General features: G+C 43.8%; 14 protein-coding genes. 2 read left to right on the top strand and 12 right to left on the bottom strand.

Features of this window, described 5'->3' with window-relative positions:
* Positions 1-7 precede the first annotated feature (7 nt).
* The 3 genes from ACFGVS_RS30135 to ACFGVS_RS30125 all read right to left on the bottom strand — a co-directional run bounded on the left by ACFGVS_RS30135 (position 8) and on the right by ACFGVS_RS30125 (position 4236).
* Positions 8-691, bottom strand: coding sequence for a hypothetical protein (locus ACFGVS_RS30135; RefSeq protein ID WP_439696796.1), 684 nt, complete (start codon positions 689-691; stop codon positions 8-10).
* Positions 688-3420, bottom strand: coding sequence for an MBG domain-containing protein (locus ACFGVS_RS30130; protein WP_439696794.1), 2733 nt, complete (start codon positions 3418-3420; stop codon positions 688-690). The genes ACFGVS_RS30135 and ACFGVS_RS30130 overlap by 4 nt, the downstream gene beginning before the upstream one ends.
* A gap of 270 nt (positions 3421-3690) precedes the next feature.
* Positions 3691-4236 carry a lipocalin family protein gene (locus ACFGVS_RS30125; protein WP_090645796.1) on the bottom strand — a complete coding sequence of 182 codons (546 nt, stop codon included), beginning with the start codon at positions 4234-4236 and terminating at the stop codon, positions 3691-3693.
* Positions 4237-4341: 105 nt separating this feature from the next.
* Between ACFGVS_RS30125 and ACFGVS_RS30120 the strand changes: the two genes are divergently transcribed.
* Complete coding sequence (locus ACFGVS_RS30120) at positions 4342-5166, top strand: SDR family oxidoreductase (protein WP_439696793.1); 825 nt, start codon at positions 4342-4344, stop codon at positions 5164-5166.
* Positions 5167-5183: 17 nt separating this feature from the next.
* On the opposite strand, the gene ACFGVS_RS30115 is transcribed toward ACFGVS_RS30120, so the two are convergent.
* From ACFGVS_RS30115 to ACFGVS_RS30075, 9 genes are all read right to left on the bottom strand, one after another.
* Positions 5184-5963, bottom strand: a complete 780-nt coding sequence (locus ACFGVS_RS30115; RefSeq protein ID WP_439696791.1) for a hypothetical protein — start codon at positions 5961-5963, stop codon at positions 5184-5186.
* Between the two features lie 21 nt (positions 5964-5984).
* The gene (locus ACFGVS_RS30110) at positions 5985-6197 is read right to left on the bottom strand and encodes a hypothetical protein (RefSeq protein WP_439696789.1); all 213 of its coding nucleotides are present in this window, start codon (positions 6195-6197) and stop codon (positions 5985-5987) included.
* 68 nt (positions 6198-6265) lie between these two features.
* Positions 6266-8467 carry a GH92 family glycosyl hydrolase gene (locus tag ACFGVS_RS30105; protein WP_439696788.1) on the bottom strand — a complete coding sequence of 734 codons (2202 nt, stop codon included), beginning with the start codon at positions 8465-8467 and terminating at the stop codon, positions 6266-6268.
* 9 nt (positions 8468-8476) lie between these two features.
* Positions 8477-10753, bottom strand: a complete 2277-nt coding sequence (locus ACFGVS_RS30100) for a beta-N-acetylhexosaminidase (protein ID WP_439696786.1) — start codon at positions 10751-10753, stop codon at positions 8477-8479.
* Positions 10754-10769: 16 nt separating this feature from the next.
* Positions 10770-11921 carry an acyltransferase family protein gene (locus tag ACFGVS_RS30095; protein WP_439696784.1) on the bottom strand — a complete coding sequence of 384 codons (1152 nt, stop codon included), beginning with the start codon at positions 11919-11921 and terminating at the stop codon, positions 10770-10772.
* A gap of 29 nt (positions 11922-11950) precedes the next feature.
* Complete coding sequence (locus tag ACFGVS_RS30090; RefSeq protein ID WP_439696783.1) at positions 11951-14740, bottom strand: family 78 glycoside hydrolase catalytic domain; 2790 nt, start codon at positions 14738-14740, stop codon at positions 11951-11953.
* A 148-nt stretch (positions 14741-14888) separates the two neighbouring features.
* Positions 14889-16382, bottom strand: a complete 1494-nt coding sequence (locus ACFGVS_RS30085) for a RagB/SusD family nutrient uptake outer membrane protein (protein ID WP_439696781.1) — start codon at positions 16380-16382, stop codon at positions 14889-14891.
* A gap of 51 nt (positions 16383-16433) precedes the next feature.
* Positions 16434-19754 (bottom strand): TonB-dependent receptor, encoded by a 3321-nt coding sequence (locus tag ACFGVS_RS30080; protein ID WP_439696780.1) that lies wholly within the window; start codon positions 19752-19754, stop codon positions 16434-16436.
* Positions 19755-20016: 262 nt separating this feature from the next.
* Complete coding sequence (locus ACFGVS_RS30075; protein WP_439696779.1) at positions 20017-21180, bottom strand: FecR family protein; 1164 nt, start codon at positions 21178-21180, stop codon at positions 20017-20019.
* Between the two features lie 115 nt (positions 21181-21295).
* Here ACFGVS_RS30075 and ACFGVS_RS30070 point away from each other — a divergent pair, with 115 nt between their 5' ends.
* Entirely contained in the window at positions 21296-21466 is a 171-nt protein-coding gene (locus ACFGVS_RS30070) for a hypothetical protein (protein WP_439696778.1), read from the top strand.
* Positions 21467-21506 lie beyond the last annotated feature (40 nt).

The raw sequence follows: 21506 nt of genomic DNA, 5'->3' as shown, positions 1-21506 counted from the left end.
CGGTATATTATTTCTGAACAAAGAAATTGTATGTCCCTGAATCGGAGATATTACCGTTGGCATCTATTGTAACTACACGCCAGTAATAAGTAGTATTTGCTCCTACCGTTACATCATTAACAAAAGTATCCGTAATGTGGTTCCTGAACAAATCAGGATTACCCGATGGGCCAAAATACACGTCGTAAGCTACAATATTTGAACTTACCGAGCTTCCTTTCCACGTAAGGTTTACTTTGGTTGTACCGGCACTTAAAACGGCGCCAAATGCAGGTGCTGTAATTTCGGCAGGGAAGGGTGCATAAGTTACAACTCCCGGCCCGGCGTTGTAAAATTTCCAGGTATCACTTTTGGTTATAACCGAAGATTTATTCGATTTGGAACCGATGTACCAGGAATAAGGAGTGTTGCGGAGCAGTTTTACCGTTGCACTGGTTGCAGATGTGGTTTGCGTTGTTGCTGCTTTGGTTAGCAGGTTTGTAATCGTTAAATCGTACTGGTTTGTGTTCGAAGACGCGTTCCATGAAAAAGACACCGAACTTTCTGTGGCTGATAGTACTGTACCTGTAAGGCAGGGCTGATCTTTTAGCGGCGCGGATAAAGTTGCTATACCCGGCGCGGGCGCTGGCGCTTTTTTTCCGCAAGATAGGATAACCAATATTGCTACTACACTTAAAATACGCTTCATCATTTTTTTACAATTTTATAGCCGGATTTATTGTTATCCAGGTTTAAATTAAGATAATACACCCCATTCGGAAGGGCCGACATATCAAGCTGTATTACGCCCGATTGATTGGTGTATTTATTATTCAAAACAGTTTTGCCGCTCATGGTATTAATCACGTTTACACCCACGTTATTAATAGTTTGGTTACCAATATTAACATTAAGCACATTTTGAAACGGATTGGGAAATGGTACAACCTTATCGGCAACTATAATAACTTTTTCAATTACGCCCTGGCATAGGTTATCTGTTGTTATGCTGAGTTTATTGTAACCGGCAGACAGCGGAAGACTAATTTCCTTTTGTGTAGTATTATACGTTACGCTATTCAATACTATTTGGAACGATGTACCGCCATCCAGCTGTAAATTCAAATTATTAAGCTTTGGATCAACAGTGGAGTAAACCGACAAGTCCTTCGGTTCGGTAACTTTTAGCTGGAAGCACTGGCTGAAAATTTCGCCGTCAACCGAAAAACAAATACTGTACTCGCCTGGCGACAGGTTGTTCACCGTTAATGAATCGGTAAAGGGATAAGATTTGCTCAGCCCGTTTCCTGTTAATGCCGCAGTATATTTAAGTTTTTGCAATGCCGCTATATGGATGAGCCCATTGTTACTTCCCTTACAGGTTGCACTTACAACGCTGATATTGAAATTATTGGGCGGCAGTTGCAGCTGCGATAAAACGCTGATATATAATGAATAAGTAGTGTAATTATTTGCGGTGATGGCAACTGTATAAGCCCCTGTTTTGGTAGCTATATAGGAATTAGTTGTGGCTCCGGTTATTTCCTTCCCGTCAACCGCCCATTGATAGGTATAGCCGGTTGATGGGGAAGCCGACAGCGTAACACTGCCACCCTTAACGATAGTTGTTGACCCTGTAGCTGTAATTACAGGCACAGGTGCCACAATCAGCTTGCCGGCCACGTAATTAAATGTGTAATTTTTTGCAGTGGCCCCTTTTGCCGTTATAGGGTAAGAACCCGCTGCCGAATTTGTGGTTGCAGTGGTACTGATTGAAGGCCTGGTAACAAGTACAGTTGTATCCTGCCCATAAACAAACCCTTTATAGCTAACTGTTAAAGGCGGATTGTCTTTCAGTATGGTTTTTATTTTATCATCTGCAGTAACCGTTAAAACCGCTTTATTAACTGTTAAGGGCTGGCTAACAGGCAAGGCGGCCTTATAATTGGCATTCCCATCCTGGTTGGCCGTTATGGTGGTTGTACCCGCGCCCTTAATATGTATTTTGTCTTTAACAATGGTTGCCACAGCGGTATCACTGCTGCTGTAACGAATCTTGATCACGGTATCGGTACTTGTGGCAAGGGGGCTATAATCAACAGCACCGTAGGTAACAGCCTGTAGTTTATTAAATGTAATAGTTTGCGAGCCGATACCGACCGTAATATTTACTTTTGCACTTGACGAGCCCGAGCTATTATAGGCCGTAACGGTATAATCTGTTGCAGGCGATATAGATAAAGGTACCCCACTAATTACCCCCGTGCTATCAATGCCAAGCCCCGCCGGCAAACGCGGACTGACAGTATAACCGTTAACGGCTACTTTTCTGATCCTGTCATTACCTGGATCGGCAATCAAGAGGTTATTTTTACCATCAAAAGTTAAACCCATGCTGCCCTTGTAGCTGCTTAATGTATCAGTAGCATCATTAAACGTTCTGTATGACCCGCCCGAAAATGGAATAGGCCCAATTTGTTTACCGGCCTTATCAAACTGTATAATATTGTAAGCCTCGACGGTTGAAAGGTATACCCGATTCAAATTATCAACAGCGATGCCATTGGGCGATATATAGGTGGTATCGGTAAAGGTATTTACATAGCCGGGGCCATTAGATGCCGTTAATACCTGCCTGATACAATTATTTCCCTGATCGGCCACGTAAATAAATCCATTTTTATCTACAGCAACACTATATGGGACATTAAAAGTCGCTTTCCCGCCAGGGCCATCCTTGCGTCCGGGGGCGCCCGTGCCCGCAATTGTGCTAACATCGCCCGAAGGCGTTATCCACCTTATCATGTTATTATAGGTATCTGCAACAATTATATTGCCCGATGTAGCATCATACGCTAAACTGTACGGAAGGGTAAAGCTGGCATTTGTCCCATTACCATTCTTATTGCCGTAATTTACACTGCCGGCAAACGTGCTTACGAAACCTGTGGGCGTTATCTTCCTGATCATGTTATTACTAAAATCAGCAACGTACACATTGTCATTTTTATCTACCGTTACGCCCGTAGGGTAATTAAATCTCGCCGCGGTATCCTGCCCGTTTTTCGCGCCTTTTTTTGGATTGCCCGCAAATGTACTTACCACACCGTTAGCAGAGATCTTCCTGATCATGTTTAAGTTGGCATCGGCAACATACATATTTCCTTTACTATCAAAGGCAACGCTAACCGGGTTTTCAAAACGGGCATATTTGGCCAGGGTATCTTTATAGCCATAATACCCGCTACCGGCCAGTGTACCAACTTTCGAGTAAATTTCTGCGGGTATAGCGCCACCGGTATTTTGGGGGGCAGCCAGGGTTGCTTTTGCCCCCACCGTAAATTTAAAAGAGCCGCTGTAGCTAATGGCCGGGGCCTGCGCAAAGCTAATTTTTGCAATAAATGAAATCAGGCAAGTGATGACAAGGTAAAATTTCCTCATATTATCGGTTTAGGAACTTTAAGGCAAGTTTGAGTTAAAAAATTTATGGAAAAGTATCAAAATTGCGGCAAATATCAAAATAGTTATGAAATGTTTATTTAAAATATTCACAGTCAGTATATTCATTCGGGGCAGATTACTAAAAGGTTATGATTAAATTATTTCGTTTAACATCTAATAATCTGTGTCATTATACACTTCAATAAACTTAAAAGCAGGAAAGGCCTTATCATTGCTGATAAAGCCTCCCGTTAGTTATAAAATCACATATTATATTCCCGATAAATCGCCTATTTGCTCGGTTTTTACCAGCCGCCGTATATCAAATCCTTTATTTGCAGCACGTACCATTAGTTGGTTATAAGTTTGGTCATCCAGCGTTGGCCTGCGACTCAAAATCCACAAAAATTTGCGATTAGGATGTCCAACCATAGCATAGCTGTAATCTTTAGCGAGGTCGATAATCCAGTACTTTCCTTTAAAAGGCCAAAAAAACTGCACATCAAGTTTGGAGTTAACGCCTCTATCGGTCACGGTAGCCCGCCCCTCGGTTACTTTAAGTTTATTGCCTTTTATACACCTGTTTTTAACAATGATGCTGCCATCCTTATTTAGGCCATAGGTTGCCGATGTACAGGAACATCCTTTTTCAAAAGGCTGCTCAAAAGCGGCTACCTCGAACCAGGTGCCCAGGTATTTTTTTATGTCGACGTAATTTACGGTTTCCAAAGGTTTTTCTTTTGCCTGTTGCAATGCCAAAGCAGCAGCAGCGGCCAAACCCAATACTACAGAAGTTGCCAAGATTTCTTTCTTCATACTCCAATAACGATTAGGTCTGGCAAAAAGTTTAACCCCGGTACAGATATTTATGTTATTAAACGCCCTGAAATATTTAATTACCTTTGTCACAAAGTATTAAATTTGGAGAGTACAACCGCATTTCAGCACAAAAACACCATCAGTATATTAGGCTGCGGCTGGTATGGCCTGGCATTAGCAAAGGCGCTGATTAACGATGGCATGCGGGTAAAAGGATCAACTACATCGCCCGGCAAAATGGAAACCATGGACGATGAGGGCATTGAACCATACCTGGTTATTTTTACTGACGCCACCGAAAATTACGATGCCCGCTTTTTTGACTGCGACATACTTTTGATAGCTATCCCACCTAAAACACACTCTGGCGAGGGTGTGGACTTTATTCATAAGATAGAGAAGATCATTAATGCGATAAAGCGCCATGACGTTAAAAAAGTAATATTCATCAGTTCCACCGGTGTTTATGCCGACTTAAATAACGAGGTTGACGAAAATACCGACCCGCAACCCAACACCGAAGCAGGCCGGGTTCTGTTTGCTGCCGAAAACCTTTTCAGACAAGGGGCAACATTTAAAACAACCATTATCCGCTTCGGAGGATTAATTGGCCCCGGCCGAAATCCCGGACGTTTTTTTGCGGGTAAAAAAAATATCCCAAATGGGAATGCTCCGGTTAACCTCATTCACCTGGATGATTGCATAGGACTAACAAAAGCTATTATTGGCCACCATGCCTTTGGATATCTTTTTAACGGATGTGCATCAGATCATCCTGTAAAGTCAGCATTTTATACACAGGCTGCCGCGGACGCCGGGCTGGAAAAGCCGGAGTTTATTGACGAGCTAAAGGAATGGAAAATTGTGAAGAGCGTAAATGCGGCGACTATATTGGATTATCAATTTAAGTACGCTTTGGTACAATAGAAAAAGCTTAAAATAAATCACTTCGACCTATAATAAGTCTTGAACCATTTGGGTATCTGAGCGGAGGGAATATCATCCCAAATTTTTCTTTGACCTGATTTTTTAAAATGACCTGCCAAAGTAAATGGTTCATCATTTTTAGAGTTATCAAAAAAGAAGGCTTGATAGGCTATTTGCGAAGCTTCATACATCAAACCCAAAGCCCTCTTATATCTTTCTCTTATTCGATCTTCAGGAACATCGTGTCCATTTTGCTTTACACGCAGTTTTACACGGTAGATATTTATTTCTGGAGATTCTGTCGAAACAAAGTACAAATAAACTTTATATCCGGCCTTACTCGCCCGCTTCATGATATCAAGATTTGAATCATGCGAAAACACGGTTTCAAAAGAAAACCTTTCCCGTTTGGATAGCAAGACCTCCCTCAAATAACGTGCAATAATTTGAGCCAACCGATCTAAAATTGTGCTTACAACTATCTTAAGGTGGTCTCCCTTTAGGACAAATCCAGACTCAAGATTTCCGACAGTAAATTTATCGTTTAAAAGCCCCGACTGTTGGGCAAAAGTTAATATTGCCTCTTTAGTTGTTTCAACTTCATAAGCTTTAAAACTAAATGAATCTTTCTTTAAAGCTAAAGCAATATCATCTGCATTAATGTAGATGCCAAAATCAATTTGCTTTCCATCTACTTTCGCTTCTCTTATTGATCTAACTACGGTGCTTTTTCCAGACCCGTTGGGTCCTGCAAATACTCTAAGCCTTAGTTGGGCAGAGTTATTATCTTTTTGCATTGGCCTGTGTTGAGGTTCATATTAGATTTCAGACAACTTAACAATACGTCCATCTTCATGCTGCTCAACAACCCAACCATCTTTAACTGTAACAACATAGCCCATGATTTCCATAGCGTTTTTTGCAGCTAACCTGCCGGCACTTTTCGCCTTAGCAACCAAAGTCCTCTTTGTTAAATAGGCATATCCATCTTCTGTGGTATGTCTGGACCCCTTTTTTAACGTTGTTTTCATAAATTAAAGTTAAGATTATTTTATCACCTAACATAATTTTTCAGTCAATTCAAATACTACAAGAGGCTTTAATCCTCGCTATATTTTCCGACATTCGGCTTCTCCCCCATCAAAAAAATCAATTTCCCTCCTTTCAAAATATCTTTATGGCTGATGTAGTTCTTCAGATATGGCTTCCCATTCAGGCTGATACGCCGCACGTAATTATTGGCCACCGACAGCCCTCGGGCTTCGATAACAAAACTTTTATTACCCGGCAATGCCAGGCTAACCTTACTCAATTGCGGCGCACCAAATACATATTTGCCATCGGCCGGGTTAACCGGGTAAAAGCCCATGGCGGTAAAAATATACCATGCCGACATTTGTCCACAATCATCATTGCCAGATAAGCCGTCGGGCTTGTTCTGATAAAACTGATCGGCAATTTGCCTTACCAGCCGTTGCGTTTTAGCGGCGTCGCCGGCAAGCGTATATAAATAAGCAATATGATGGTTAGGCTCATTACCATGCGCGTATTGTCCTATCAAACCAGTAACATCCAGTGTTGAGCCTTTACCAAAAACTTTGGAATCCATACTGAACAGGGAATCGAGTTTGATTAAGAAAGCCTTTTTCCCTCCCATTAAGTTGATTAACCCCGGAATATCTTGCTGTACCTGCCAGGTATATTGCCAGGCGTTCCCTTCGGTATAGTCACCACCGATGGCCAGCTGCCCGCTGTCCAGCTTGGCAAAGGGCTGTACCCAGTTGCCATCGGCCAGTTTGCCCCGCATCAGGTTGGTTGATTTATCGAACAGGTTTTTGTAGAAGGAAGACCGTTTACTGAAGTAATTGTAATCTGCCGTTTTGTTAAGCAATTTGGCTAATTGGGCTGCACACCAATCGTCATAAGCCGCCTCTAAGGTACGAGATACTGCCTCGCGCTTTACCGAGTCCGATGGCAGGTAGCCATACTTCAAGTACAAGTCCCAATTGTATTTGGGATTTTTGTCAGTAGTGAGAGTAGTTTTTATAGCAGCAAATGCCTGTTCTTTATCAAACCCTTTAATGCCTTTCAGGCTGGCATCTACAATAACCGGGATGGCGTGGTTGCCTATCATAGCGTAGCTTTCTTTGCCAAACAATGTCCATACAGGCAACAATTTGGCTACGTTGAAGTGTTGCAGCATCGTCTCAACCATCTGCCCGTCTTTATCAGGACAGATGAGTGTATACAGTGGATGAGCGGCCCGGTAGGTATCCCATAGCGACAACGTAGAATAATAAACCTTATCGGCAGACTGATGCACTAAGCCATCAGCTCCGCGATACTTGCCATCTACATCGGCAATATTATTGGGTTGGATGAGCGCATGATAAATACTGGTATAAAAAGCTATTTTTTGCTCCTCTCCCCCCTCGGCCTTCAACCGGGAAAAATAGTTTTCCCAAACTTTGGCTGCCCCGGCTTTAACCTGTACAAAGGTTTTGTTGGTTGTTTCGGCAGCAAGATTTTTACCGGCTCCATCTATACTCACCGTGGATATGGCAACCCTGGCTTCAATAGTTTCACCGGGCTGGGTGTCAAAATCAACAACCAGGCGGCGGTGGGCGTCGCCATCAATAAAATGATAGCCGGTAAAGGCTTTACCAAACGTAGCGGTAAAAAATACCTTCTTCTCAACCCATTGACTGGTATAAGCATACCCGCTGATATTGTTTTTACTGTTGACGGTAATGCTACCTTCAGATACATGCTCTTTTAATTGTTCTGCATCCTCAACCAGGCCACTTTGCATATCAATGAGCAAATGCGCCTTGCCGGGTTTGCTAAACGTATAACGATGCAAACCGGTATGTGCTGTGGCTGTAAGCTGTGCCTTGATGTTGTGATCGCTTAAAACAACCTCATAGTACCCCGGGGACGCTTTTTCTGTTTGGTGCGAGAATTTGCTCGTGAATTTTTGGGGGTCATTCCCCTGGAATGGAAAGAATAATACATCGCCCAAATCAACACCGCCGGTGCCGCTTAAATGGGTATGGGCAAAACCGGTAGTCACGCTATCTTCATAACGATAGCCCGAGCAATAATTCCAGCCAAAGTTGCCGGTCTCGGGACTTAGCTGCACCAATCCGAAGGGAACGGTAGCGCCGGGAAATGTATGACCGGTTGCCGATGTGCCAATAAAAGGGTTTACATATTTACCATATGTTTGGGCATAGGCTGTACTACCCGCAACAAGGCAAAATAGCAACAAAACAACTTTCGGCCACCAGGATAACCTCATATTAAACGCTTATTGATGGAACATATAAACCTGAGGATCTATCACCTTACCATCGGCAGCTTTGATGATCAGCAAATCCTCGTTACGGTTAGTGTTATCGGCAATATAATGACCACTAAGGGCGTAAGCACCTTTTTTTAGATGCAGCATCCCTTTTTGCGGCTGCGCGTACTTATCCTTACCCCGGTATATGATCTGCTCGCCATTGATAAACAGCGCCGGACTAACTAAAAAGCCCGAAGTAACCTGGTAATCACCATCGGCATTAATCCGGATAAAGCCGTTTACTTTTACCCAGGTGAGGTTTCCGTCTGTTACCGGCAGCACCATCGGCGTAGCCGAATTAATGATAGCAGTTGTCACCACCTGTGTGGTATCCACTTTATCAATATTGTATTCCTTGCTCTTAATCAGCCGGTAGCTGAAGCCGGGGGTAAACGCCGCCTGGTCGATAATAACGGGCTTAATATCCACATGCCTGATCATGGCCTCCTGCAAAATATGCTGCTTATTTAGTGTCCAGGTGGTATAAGTTTTAATACTGAAGGTATCCTGGAGCATGGTATTGATTTTTACGGGGAACGATTGTGGTTTAGCGGTGCTATCGGGCATTTTGCCGTTAAGCGAATAACGTACCTGCGCGCCCAACAGCGGGTATTTAAGCACCAGCCCAAACTGGTTGCTATTGGTTACAATATTGTCCATACCCACAATATCGGGCAGGCGGGCATTCCAGTTCCAGAGTTTGAAGTAGCCGTATTGCTGTTTCATTTTGTAGGCAAATCTATCTATATCTTTATTTTCCGCTGCCGACCAGGTGAGTTCGGCTACAGCTAAAGCACGCGGATAAACCATGTATTGCAGATGTGTGGCAGTGGGCACTTTCTCGGCCCAAATATTACCCTGGGCACCTAAAATGTATTTTGCCTCTTCGGCGTTAAGCTCTTTAGACATGGGTTCGTAGTTGTACACCATTTGCCAGGTTACCGTTGGGTTCCATCCCACCGGTTCCAAATCCTCGGCGGCCTGCGGAGCATCAAAATACATATAAGGCAATGGTGTCATCACCACATGGTGGTGCATTTTTGCCGCCGCTATGCCGCCCGCTTCGCCCTGCCAGCTCATTACCGTGGCCGATTCGGCCAGGCCACCCTGCAATATCTCGTCCCACCCTACCAATCTTTTATTTTTGGAGAGCAGGAATTTTTCTATGCGTTTGATAAAATAGCTTTGTACTTCCTTTTCACTTTTCAAGCCCTCTTTTTTCATTAGGGCAACGGCTGTCGGGCTTTTCAGCCAGGCCTCCATTTCGGCTTCATCGCCGCCAATGTGAATGTATTGGTTAGGGAACAATGCCATCACTTCCGTAAGCACGTTTTCCATAAAGGTAAAAGTATATTCGCTTGGATCCAGCATGCGTACACGGTGTTTGGCGCCGGTTGAATCCTGGCAGCCTAATTCGGGATAGGCAAATATGGCCGCCTCGCTGTGGCCGGGCATCTCAATTTCGGGCAGGATGGTTACAAACCTGTCCTGCGCGTATTTTACCACGTCTTTAATCTCGGCCTGGGTATAAAACCCATCCTTGCCACCACCATCTATCAAATTATCCAGCTTGCGAAATTTCCCTTGTTTTTCATAATAGGTAATCTTAGCACCTATTTCGGTCAGTTTTGGATACTTATTAATCTGGATGCGCCAGCCTTCATCATCCGTTAAATGCCAGTGAAATACATTCAGCTTGTAATGGGCCATTACATCAATATACCTTTTAACCTCATCAACTGTAAAAAAATGGCGACTTACATCCAGGCTTAACCCACGCCACTGAAAGCGGGGCTCATCGGCAATACGGCATGCCGCTAATTTTAAAGGAGCAATAGCCCGCCCAGGTAATAATTGAATAAATGATTGTACCCCATAGAACACGCCGGCTCCATTACCCGATATTTTTACAGTGCCGGGAGTTACATCCAGGTTATAAGCACCTTCTTTATTGGTTACCGCGGTTACCAATTTTATTGCCGCAGCAGCCGGAATTTTAGGGTAAACTTTCAGCTTTAAATTAAGCTTATAATACGTAGCGAGATAGGTTTGCAGGTATTTACCTACAGCCTCACTTTCTTTATCAACCCCGATAACTGCTTTACTGCTTAAAACAAAGCTGCCTTTTTGTTCGGTTAAGTGCAAAGGCTGGGGTATAATGTGTAGTTGCGCCCTTACCTGTAAACTGATGCAAGTAACTATAAAAACCGCGGCTAAATACTTTATGCTGATGTTGTTCATGTAATGTAAGGGGGGCTTAAATTTTTACGGTGATTTTTTTGACGTACAATATCCAAACAGGAATAAATATAATGATAACCGTAAGTATGGCCGATATCAGCGACGCATTCTCTGGCGAAAAATTGGGCGTAAGGAGGTGAAAGTACATGTACGACCAGACATTTGTTTTATGCCCGTTGTCCGTAACCTGAATAATGGATAGTATTTCCGGGATTACATCGGCTAAAACATAGGCGGCTATGGCATTGCGGCCGAAGGCAAGGAATGGCGGCAGGATTTTCTTATAGCCTTTTACATCGATAAGCCAGTACGATAACGACAGGATAATAATAGCCAGCCCGGCTGTAAACAGCACAAATGAGCTTGTCCACAATTGTTTATTGATGGGAAAAAATGTGTTCCATATTAAGCCAAGTATCACCAGCAGCACTCCCGCACCGGTAAGTTTAAAAATTTCGTTGCCGTTTTTAAGCCGGTCGCTTTTAAGCCAGGTGCCTGTAAATACGCCTAACAAACAGGTACCTATAGCGGGTATGGTACCCAACAACCCTTCGGGGTCCCATGTTTTAGAGGCCTGCCAAAGGTGATTGGTGGTAAAAACCATCCTATCAATGTAAGCGCCCAGATTAGTTTCCTTTTCAAGGTTGGGATCAGCTACGCCGGGAACCGGCACAAAGGTCATGATCAAATAATAACCTATTAAACAACTTATTGCAATAATAATTTGTGTTCGGGTATTCGTTTTTAAATAAATAATGGCAGTAATACCAAATACCACGCCTATGCGCTGCAAAACGCCTGGGAAACGAAGGTGAGCAAACTGAAAATCGCTGATCAATGGCAGGCAAACGCCTAATGCAACGATGATTAATGTGCGTCGCAGTATAGAAAGGATAGCTTTACCATGATTTGCTTCATCTGACTTTTTGCCCTGCATAGCATAAACGATGGATACCCCCACCATAAAAAGGAAGAAAGGGAACACCAGGTCGGTTGGGGTGCAGCCATTCCATTTAGAGTGTTCCAGCGGCCAGTAAATATGCCCCCAATCGCCGGGATCATTTACCAGGATCATAGCCGCAACGGTAAAGCCGCGAAAAAAATCAAGCGAAAGTAATCGTGGCCTGCTGGGACTGGTGACTTTATCACCAACTATTGTATTTGCCATGTTTTATTATTCTATAAACCATCCGACTGTCAGCTTTTTTTCCCCGGAAGCTTAAGCGTATATACAAAATGGTAAGTGCCCGATACTACGTTCATCTGTTCATCGTTACCAACCTTTTTTATTTCGGTAATCTCTTCTTCGGTATTAAAATCCAGGCCACTTTCGGTGATCTGATCTGTTACCAATGGCAAAACTACATGCGCCGTAGTATTTGGCGGCACTACAATATCCAGGGTAAATATGCCATTATCAATACTCCATGCCGATTTTATTTTGCCGTACAGGGTTTCCAGTTCGGCCTGCGCGCTGGTTAATTTACCGCCCGGCTTTGGCGCAATAATAATTTTGTGAAAACCCGGATCAGCCTCGTCAGTATTAATGCCGGCAATTACCCGGTACATCCAATCGCCTATGGCGCCATAGGCATAATGGTTAAAGGAGTTCATTTCAGGGTCTTCAAAAGTGCCATCCGGCTTAATGCCATCCCAGCGCTCCCAAATGGTGGTGGCGCCGTTTTTAACCGGGTATAGCCACGATGGGTACGATTCTTTCATCAGCAGGTCGTAAGCAATATCGGTAAAGCCAAAGCGGCTCAAAACATGGCAAATATAGGGTGTGCCTAAAAAGCCGGTAGTGATATGCTCGTCGTAATCATCAATATTTTTTACCAGCCTTTTTGCTGCCGATACCCTCAGGTTCTCGGGCAGCAAATCAAAATTCAATGCCAGCACGTAGGATGTTTGCGTACCCGATATCATGCGCCCGTTGGGTGTTACATACTCGCTGTTAAAAGCTTTTTTGATATTATACAACAGCTGCGAATATTTTTGTACATCATCGCTTTTACCCAATATTTTGGCTGCATTGATGAGCAATTGCGTTGAGTGGGCATAAAAAGCCTGCGCTATCAGGTTTTTGTCGGTTAGTGCGGCACCATCTTCGTAATTGGTACCGGCGTAAAACAGCCAGTCGCCAAAGTGGTTGCCTGTATCCCACAGGTAATTGCGGCTATGCAGCTGAATGTAGCCCACCCATGCCTTCATACTTTCGTATTGCTGCTGCAACACCTGTTTATCGTTATAAGCCAGGTAAATATTCCAGGGGGCTATGGTGGCCACGTCGCTCCAGCCGGATGCGGCTGACGATGCGCTATCCAGCATATTGGGTATCACGTAAGGTACCGCGCCGTCCTTATGCTGATCGGCTGTTAAATCTTTCAGCCATTTGGTATAAAAGCCTGCCACATCCATATTAAAAGTGGCGGTACGGCAAAAAGCCTGTGCATCCCCCGTCCAGCCCATGCGTTCATCGCGCTGTGGGCAATCGGTAGGCACATCAATAAAATTTCCTTTTTGCCCCCATTGAATATTATGTTGTAACTGGTTAACTAATGGGTTTGAAGTGGAAAATTTGCCCGTTTGCGCCATATCCGAATAAACGGCATAAGCAGCTAAATTTGTGGAATCCAGCGGGCCTGTATAACCCACCACCTTTAAAAACCTGAACCCCTGGAAGGTAAAATGAGGTTCGAAAGTGGCAAGGCTGTCATCTTTAAAAACATAGGTAATTTCCTGTTTGGCGGTACGCAGGTTTTTGGTGTAAAAATTTCCCTTTTGATCCAGCACTTCGGCATGGTAAAGCCTGACGGTATCGCCTGCCTTTGCTTTCAGTTTAAACTGCACCCAGCCTACCAGGTTTTGGCCAAAATCGACAACCCGCTCGCCTGCCGGTGTGGTAAATACCTTTAAGGGCAAAAACTTCTCGTGTTTTTTTACAGTCGGGCCGGTGGTGGCAATCAGGTTATTCCTTATGGTCGTATCCATTTTAACCGTATCCCAGCCCATGTCTTTATAAAGGGGACTTGTCCAGCCGTTTTTTTCCTTGCGGGCGTCATAAACCTCGCCATCAAAAAAAGATGACGAGCGTATTGGGCCATAAGTTACCTTCCAGCTTTTATCTGAATTAATTATTTCCCGTTTACCATTAGTATATACTAATTCCAACTGGCAAAGCAGGGCCAGTTTGCTGCCATATATATTTTTTTTACGGTTATAAGTATAGCCCCTGTACCAGCCATCGCCAACGGTTACGCCAATGGCGTTGGCGCCTTTTAGCATATTGGCGGTAACATCATACACATTATATTGCAGGCGTTTGTTATAGCTCGTCCAGCCGGGGGCAAAATAATCATTACCAACACGTTTGCCATTTATTTGCGCTTCAAAAACACCGTGCGCGGTGATGTATAAGTGTGCTGCACGCACTTTTTTATCTAACTTAAAACTTTTGCGGAACATGGGCGCCGGGCCGCCGGTGGTGTCAGACGGGTAAGTATCCTGGATCCATTTGGCCGACCAGTCGGTTGGGTTTAGCAAACCCATTTTCCAAAAGTTGACCATACACCAGGGGCTTACCCGGTTTTTGTTATCCCATACCCTAACCTGCCAGTAAACTTTTTGGCGCGAAGCAAGCATAGGCCCGCCATAATAAACCTGGATAGACTGAGCGGAATAAATGCGGCCTGTACCCCAGATGATATCCTTGCCTTTTGTTAACGATACGGCATTGCTGCCAACTCTTATTTCATAGGATGTTTGCTGAATGTCGCGCTCCGGGCATACCAGTTTCCAACTTAAACGGGGATTGGCAACAGCAACCGATATGGGATTGGTTTTGTATTCGCAAATAAGGTTATCAACTGTGAGCGGCGGCGGCGGTAACGGCTTAACCTGGGAAAAACTGCTGAAAGAAATCAAAACTAACAAAACGATATTTAAGCATACTTTTTTGAGCACACTTATTTGTTGAGTATAATTCATGCACTAAATATAGCTTTAGAACGTTTTTTGTTTTAAATACCACACATATTTTAGCTATAAAACAGTAAAAATGATGTGGTAATAGCATTATTATGTCAATAAACGGAAAAAGCCCCGCAAAAGTTTCGCGGGGCAAAAAAAGTAATAATTAATGCTCCAGTGTTCCTTCTGTTAGCGGATATTGGAAAAGCAGGCGGATATTAGCGTAAGCAGCAGAGTTAACATTCCAGTAAGGTTTTTTAAAGGCTTTTTCGCGGGCGCCGTGGGCTGTCATTACAGCAACGGCCTTACCGGTACGTAAAAGATCAAACCAGCGGTGATTTTCAAACGCCAATTCAACCTGCCTTTCATGCGCAATGGCATCGCGAAAGGCATCCTGCCCCGAAACATTTAAAGCAGGGTCATCATTCCCGGCGGATTTAGCGGCCAGGCCGGCCCGTTCGCGTACCAGGTTTAAATATTTAAAAGCATCGCCGCCACCCACAAATCCCTGCTCGTTAAGGCATTCGGCCAGCATCAGGTAAACATCGGCATAGCGGTACACCGGGAAATTTTTGCCGGTTACACCCTGCACGGCGCTGGTGGTTGCAAACTTTTTAATAAAGGGCAAATCCACGCCGTACTCATCAGATGTAAATTCAATTAACGAGGCATCTTTACGGTTATCGCCGTCCTCGTAGGCGTTAACCAGGTCCTGGGTTGGAATATTCCAGCCATTTTGCGCGCCGTTGGCTATCTCAAAACCGGTTACATCCGAGTCATAATAATCCCAGGGGATAAAAGTATCTACAAAATCGCTGCCCAGTCCGTTTGAACCCTCAATGTATTGTATTTCGAAAATAGACTCGGGGCCGTTCTCTTTATTATTATCAAAGTTATCGGCATAATCTGTATTCAGATGATAAGCATTTGATGCAATAATATTCCGCAGCAAGGGAATGGCCAGGTCAAATTTTTTCCGGGTCATGTACACCTCGGCAAGCATGGTTTCGGCGGTTCCCTTGGTTACCCGGCCTTTATTTGCGGCGCCGGCATAGGTTACCGGCAGTTTGGCAACTGCGACCTGCGCATCGGCAATAATAGCCGCGTAAACAGCATCTACCTCGGCCTTTGTTGCTACCTTGTAAGCCTCGCTTACCGATGCTACCTCGTTAAGTACCAGCGGCACCCGGCCAAACATACGCACCAGGTTAAAATAGTTGAATGCGCGTAAAAAGCTGGCCTGTCCGGCTATGGTATCGGCAACTGCCACATCAAGTTTGGCCGCGGGCAGACGTGCTAAAATAGCATTGCAACGACCAATGCCTGTATAGCTGGCCTCAAAAAAAGCGCCTACCATATCGTTATTGTTCAATTCCCTAAACTCATCTATTTCCTCTTTGTTGGTACCGGAGCGGTCATAAGGATCAAACTCATATGATGTATTGTCAGACCGCATTTCGCCCATTGCCCAAAAACTGCCGTTATACAGGCCTTGTAACGGTGCATAAGCTCCGTTAACCGCCTGTATAAACTGTGCCTTTGTCTTGAAAAAATTGGTTGTATTTTGAGTATCGGCAGGCTGAAGGTTAAGATAATCCTTTTTACAGCTCCACGTACCACATGCAATAAGTACCAGGAAAACATATATGTATTTTTTCATGATTTCTGTTGTTATGGTTTCACCATCGTTAGTTTGAATACTCATTTTCAATTAAAATGTCACGTTACATCCCAACGTGTAAACTGCCGAAACAGGGTAGCCCGTAAAATTTACGTTGGGCGACAGCGACCTGTTGCCCTGCTGCCCTTCAATCCCTACCTCGGGGTTACCGCCTTTATAACCGGTTAGGAAGATGGCGTTTTGGGCACTGAAATAGACCCTGAAATTTTTAGTGAACTTTGTTTTAAAGTTGTATCCAAAATCGATGTTTTTAACTGCCAGGTACGAGTTACTTTCGACCCAGTAAGATGGGTAATAATCGCGGGCAAGATTGGTATTAGATGTGGTGGTTGGCAATAGGCCATCACCGGGATTGCTTGCCGAGCGCCAGCGGTGAATAACCGACTCCTCGACATTAAAAACCCCATCTAAATTGGTTGTGAACTGCTTATACATATCAAATACATGCCCGCCAACCGAACCCGCTGTAATGATATTAAGATCAAACTTTTTGTAAGAAAAATGATTGCTGAAACCAAATGTAAATTTGGGCCAGGGGTTGCCTATATTGGTTTGATCGTTGCCATCAATTACGCCATCCTTATTAACATCTTTATACCTGATGTTGCCAACCTGTTCGCCGTCAAAATGAGGGTATTTGTCAAGCTCGGCCTGGTTTTGAAATATGCCTTCAAAAATATAACCGTAAAACTGGCCTAAAGGCAAGCCCACTTTGGTAATACTTGTTGCGTTGTCGTTTTTAGGCGCATCGTAGATGTATGGTGTGGGTCCCAAATCAAGCACCTTATTGCGGTTAAATGATATGTTGAAATCAGTTGACCAATTAAAGTTACGTTCTACTATGTTTTTTGTAGTTAACGTAAACTCCCATCCACGGTTACGTACATTACCCACATTTGATAAAGCGTAACCATAGCCCGATACGATAGGAATTGGGATATACTGTAGCATCCGCTGGGTATAACGGTTGTAATATTCGGCAATTAAATAAACGCGGCCTTTTAGCAGCGAAACGTCCATGCCTATATCCAGCTGTTTGGTGGTTTCCCAGCCAAGTTCGGTATTACCAATCTGGTCGGTTATTGAGGCTCCTGGTGCGAGGCCGCCACCAAATGTATAATTGGCCACATCAACAACGGGGATATAATCATAATTACCTACGTCGTTATTACCTGCAAGGCCATAGCTTGCGGTAAACTTAACTTGTTCAACCGCGGCTATTTTAGGAAAAAAAGACTCGTCAGAAATGCGCCATCCGCCTGATACCGAGGGGAAGGTACCCCAGCGATGCCCGGGCGCAAACCTTGATGAACCATCGCGGCGAATAGACCCGCTTAACAGGTACTTATCTTTGTATGCATAATTTACCCGCCCGATTAACGATTGTAAACGCCACTCGGCATCGCCTGCATCAGCAGTAATGATAGTTGCATTGGCCACAGACCGTATGGCATCATCTGGAAAACCTGTGCCGAAAGTAAAACGATCATGTGAGTTTTCCTGTTGTATGGAGTAATCGGCCAGTACGGTTAACGTATGGCTGCCCCAGGTTTTTTTGTAGTTAATGCTGTTTTCGTTAAGCCAGTTAAAAACATTTTGCGAAGTGAAAGATGCCACTGCTTTTTGCTGGTTACCATCGCGGTTTGGAACATTGAACCCGCCCAGGTATGATGGCCTGTAATAATCCTGCGATTTGGTTTGATAATCGACACCGAATGTTGATTTTATGTTTAGTCCTTTAATAACTTCATAATCAATATAAGTGTTGGCAAGCGCCCTGAATTCGTTACGCTTGTTGGTAGTATTTACAAGCGAACTTACTGGGTTATTATTTTGAAAAGTTCCCGGCGAACCAATAACATTGGTATACGATCCATCGGGTTGTTTCACCGGCACAAGCGGGCTTTCCAGGTAGGCCTGGCTTAAGGCTGCCGAAAGAAAGTGCCCATCTGTTTCCTGCAAATTCCTGAAGCTGTAAGTGGGCGCTATATTTAACCCTACGGTTAAACCCTTAGCTATATCCGCATCAATTGTAGCCTTTAACGAGTAGCGTTTAAAAGCTGTATTCAGCACGGTACCCTGCTGATCAAAGTAGCCCAATGAAAACAACGACCGTACTTTTTCGGTGCCGTTAGCTATAGTAACATCGTAATTTTGCATCGGCGCAACACGGGTTACAGCATCAAACCAATCGGTGCCTTTGCCAAGCGACTGAGGGTTTTTATACGCATCGGGAATTGGATTATTGGTACCATTGACCGCGTTTGCATCCTGGATGGCTTCTGTGCGCCATTGTGCAAATTCGGCCGCAGTCATCATTTTAAGTTTGCTTTTGGGCAATACCGACTGCAGGCCGGTTGAAGTATTTACCGTAACAGATGATTCTCCTTTTTTTGCACGCTTAGTGGTTATCAGGATAACCCCATTTGCACCGCGCGAACCATATATGGCGGTTGAAGCGGCATCTTTAAGCACGCTTATATTTTCAATATCATCGGGGTTAATGGTGCTTAGCGGATTCGAATATTGATCGAAACCCGGCGAGAGCGGAAAACCATCTACCACGTATAATGGGTTGTCACCGGCACCTACTGAACCGGCTCCACGTATATTAACCGCCACACCACCACCCGGTGTGCCTGTAACCTGGTTAACGGTAACACCGGCCAGTTGTCCTGCAAGTTTCAGATCAAGGCTGGCCGCTTTTATCTCTTTAATATTGGCCATTTTTACGGTTCCAACGGCTCCGGTAACGTTTTTACGCTCCTGGTTACCGTATCCCACCACTACAACCTCGCTCATTTGCTGGTTATCTTCATCAAGGGATACATTGATAACCGCACGTTTGCTTACAGGCTCTTCTTTGATTTTAAATCCCACAAACCTGAAAACCAGCACCGCGTTATCATCAACCTGGATGATGTATTTACCGTCGGCCCCGCTTATTACACCAGTATTTGAACCTTTAATGGTAATGCTTACACCGGGCAATGGCTGTTTGGTATTATCAAGCACCTGCCCGGTAACCGTTATTTTATCGGGTGTAACCACCTGCTCATCCTTTTTGTTTACAATAATGGTTTTGTTGTCAATGGTGTAAGTAAAAGGTTCGTCTTTAAAACACTCATGTAAGGCTTGTTCAAGCGTGACATTTTTTAAGGAAAGCGTGACGGGTCTGGCCTGCTTAATTTCGTTGTATTTGTAAAAAAAATAAAAACCGCTTTGCTTTTCAATGGCGGTAAATACTTTATCAATAGCAGTATTGTTTGCGCTTAACGTTATAGTTTGCGAGTAGCTTTTGGCGTTAAGCTGTAAACAGCCAATCATAATCAGGATAACCGTTAACTTCATTGTCAAAAACAGTTTGGAGGTTGATGTTGGGGGTACATAAAATACTTTACCCCTAAAGTTTAATTGCATAACTTCGTCGTGTTTTGGGTGAATGCGTCTGTTAAGGAAACTCAGTAAAAGCTTAGCCCATGCATTTTAGCCGGGAGTATTGCAGTACTCCCGGCATTTTTCATGGGTAAGGTAGTTGTAGGGTGTTAATGGAGATGTATGTTTTTGCTCATAGGTAGATGTTTTTTTAAGGTTAATGTTAAAACGGATATGGTTAAGGTGATACTGTTATCTTTTTGTCTTCAACTTTAAAATGGACATGGCTAAGCTCCAGAACGTGCAGTACATGCGATAACTTCACATTTCGTTCAATTCTGCCCATAAATTCATCGTCGGATATTTTGCCGTTGTAAACCACCTCGACGTTATACCATCGCGATAGTTGTTTCATGATATCCTTGATACTGGCCCGGTTAAAATCAAAAAAACCGTTTTTCCAGGCTACGGCCCTTTCGGCATCTACTTCAACAACCTGGATATTATCGCCTTTAACAATGCCCTGCTCATCTGGTTTTAGCAAATTATGACTATTGCCGCTGGTTAATTGTACCACGCCCTCCAGTAAAGTTGTTTTGATGTTATCCTCGTCAGCGTAAGCATTAATGTTAAAATGGGTACCCAGTACTTTTACATTAAGCGTACCAACATTTACCGCGAATGGTTTCGACGGATTTTTAGCCACTTCAAAATAGGCCTCGCCGGTTAGTTCAACATTGCGCTGGTTGCCGACAAATGTTGTCGGGAATTTCAGCGATGATGCCGCGTTAAGCCAAACTTTGCTGCCATCGGGCAATATAACCTGGTATTGGCCGCCACGGGGGGTACTGATGGTATTATAAGCAACAAGGCCATTTGCCGGTGAAGCATTATTGTCATCCACCTGGTAAATCAGTTGCCCATCTGTAGTTTTTTTAATGCTGATGTTTCCTTTTTGGGCAATGGTGCCGATTCTTGCAGAATCGAGCACCACTTTTTCGCCGTTATCTAAGGTTAGGACTGCTTCATTTTTACCGGGGTCGGCATCGTGCTTAACCACCGTTTTGTTTTTTGCCAGGGCTACCTCTTTTGCCGTGTGCCGCGTACCGTAATACACACCGGCGCTAATAATCATAAGGCCGATTACCGCCGCAGCTACATTCCTGGAAGCAAAGATTTTGAATACTTTAGGTTGATGCTTTGCTGACGATTGCTGAACTGCCGATTGCAAACGTTGCAGCATTTTATCTTCCAGGTCTTGCTTCACGCCCAGGGTTTGCTCGTCCCAATCATTATTGGTTTGGGCGTTGTCAAACAATTCCATTAACAGCTGCACCTCATCGGCAGTAGCCTGCCCGTTAAGGTATTTATCAATCAATTGTTGAAATTCCTGCTTTTGCACAACCTGGTTTTTATAGTAAGAGTATAAAAACAGGGGTATCCCCTATCTGGGAAGAAAAAAAATAAAATTGGGAAGATTGTCCGGATAAGTGAATTTGTTTTACAGGCAAAATATTATGAAAACGAGGCAGAAGTTAGTGGCGGAAGAAACAAGTATAAAGAAATTATCCCCAAAATTAAAAAGGATAGCAGGCTGTGTTAAACTTCCAATTGACTTTGATGAAAAGAAAGCTTTGGATGCTTTTTTTCAGAGCAAACATCAATACAATATAGCATATATAGCATAGCTGAAAATACAGTTATGCTATATACTTCTTTCTCACGATG

Origin of the sequence: Mucilaginibacter sediminis, from assembly GCF_051903035.1 — a bacterium.
GTDB lineage: Bacteria > Bacteroidota > Bacteroidia > Sphingobacteriales > Sphingobacteriaceae > Mucilaginibacter.
Note: the sequence above shows the minus strand (reverse complement) of the source record. Positions and strands in the feature narration are given on the sequence as shown.

Coding starts and splice junctions, on each gene's coding strand:
- ACFGVS_RS30135 (WP_439696796.1), bottom strand. CDS start 691: ATGATGAAGCGTATTTTAAGTGTAGTAGCAATATTGGTTATCCTATCT.
- ACFGVS_RS30130 (WP_439696794.1), bottom strand. CDS start 3,420: ATGAGGAAATTTTACCTTGTCATCACTTGCCTGATTTCATTTATTGCA.
- ACFGVS_RS30125 (WP_090645796.1), bottom strand. CDS start 4,236: ATGAAGAAAGAAATCTTGGCAACTTCTGTAGTATTGGGTTTGGCCGCT.
- ACFGVS_RS30115 (WP_439696791.1), bottom strand. CDS start 5,963: ATGCAAAAAGATAATAACTCTGCCCAACTAAGGCTTAGAGTATTTGCA.
- ACFGVS_RS30110 (WP_439696789.1), bottom strand. CDS start 6,197: ATGAAAACAACGTTAAAAAAGGGGTCCAGACATACCACAGAAGATGGA.
- ACFGVS_RS30105 (WP_439696788.1), bottom strand. CDS start 8,467: ATGAGGTTATCCTGGTGGCCGAAAGTTGTTTTGTTGCTATTTTGCCTT.
- ACFGVS_RS30100 (WP_439696786.1), bottom strand. CDS start 10,753: ATGAACAACATCAGCATAAAGTATTTAGCCGCGGTTTTTATAGTTACT.
- ACFGVS_RS30095 (WP_439696784.1), bottom strand. CDS start 11,921: ATGGCAAATACAATAGTTGGTGATAAAGTCACCAGTCCCAGCAGGCCA.
- ACFGVS_RS30090 (WP_439696783.1), bottom strand. CDS start 14,740: ATGAATTATACTCAACAAATAAGTGTGCTCAAAAAAGTATGCTTAAAT.
- ACFGVS_RS30085 (WP_439696781.1), bottom strand. CDS start 16,382: ATGAAAAAATACATATATGTTTTCCTGGTACTTATTGCATGTGGTACG.
- ACFGVS_RS30080 (WP_439696780.1), bottom strand. CDS start 19,754: ATGAAGTTAACGGTTATCCTGATTATGATTGGCTGTTTACAGCTTAAC.
- ACFGVS_RS30070 (WP_439696778.1), top strand. CDS start 21,296: ATGAAAACGAGGCAGAAGTTAGTGGCGGAAGAAACAAGTATAAAGAAA.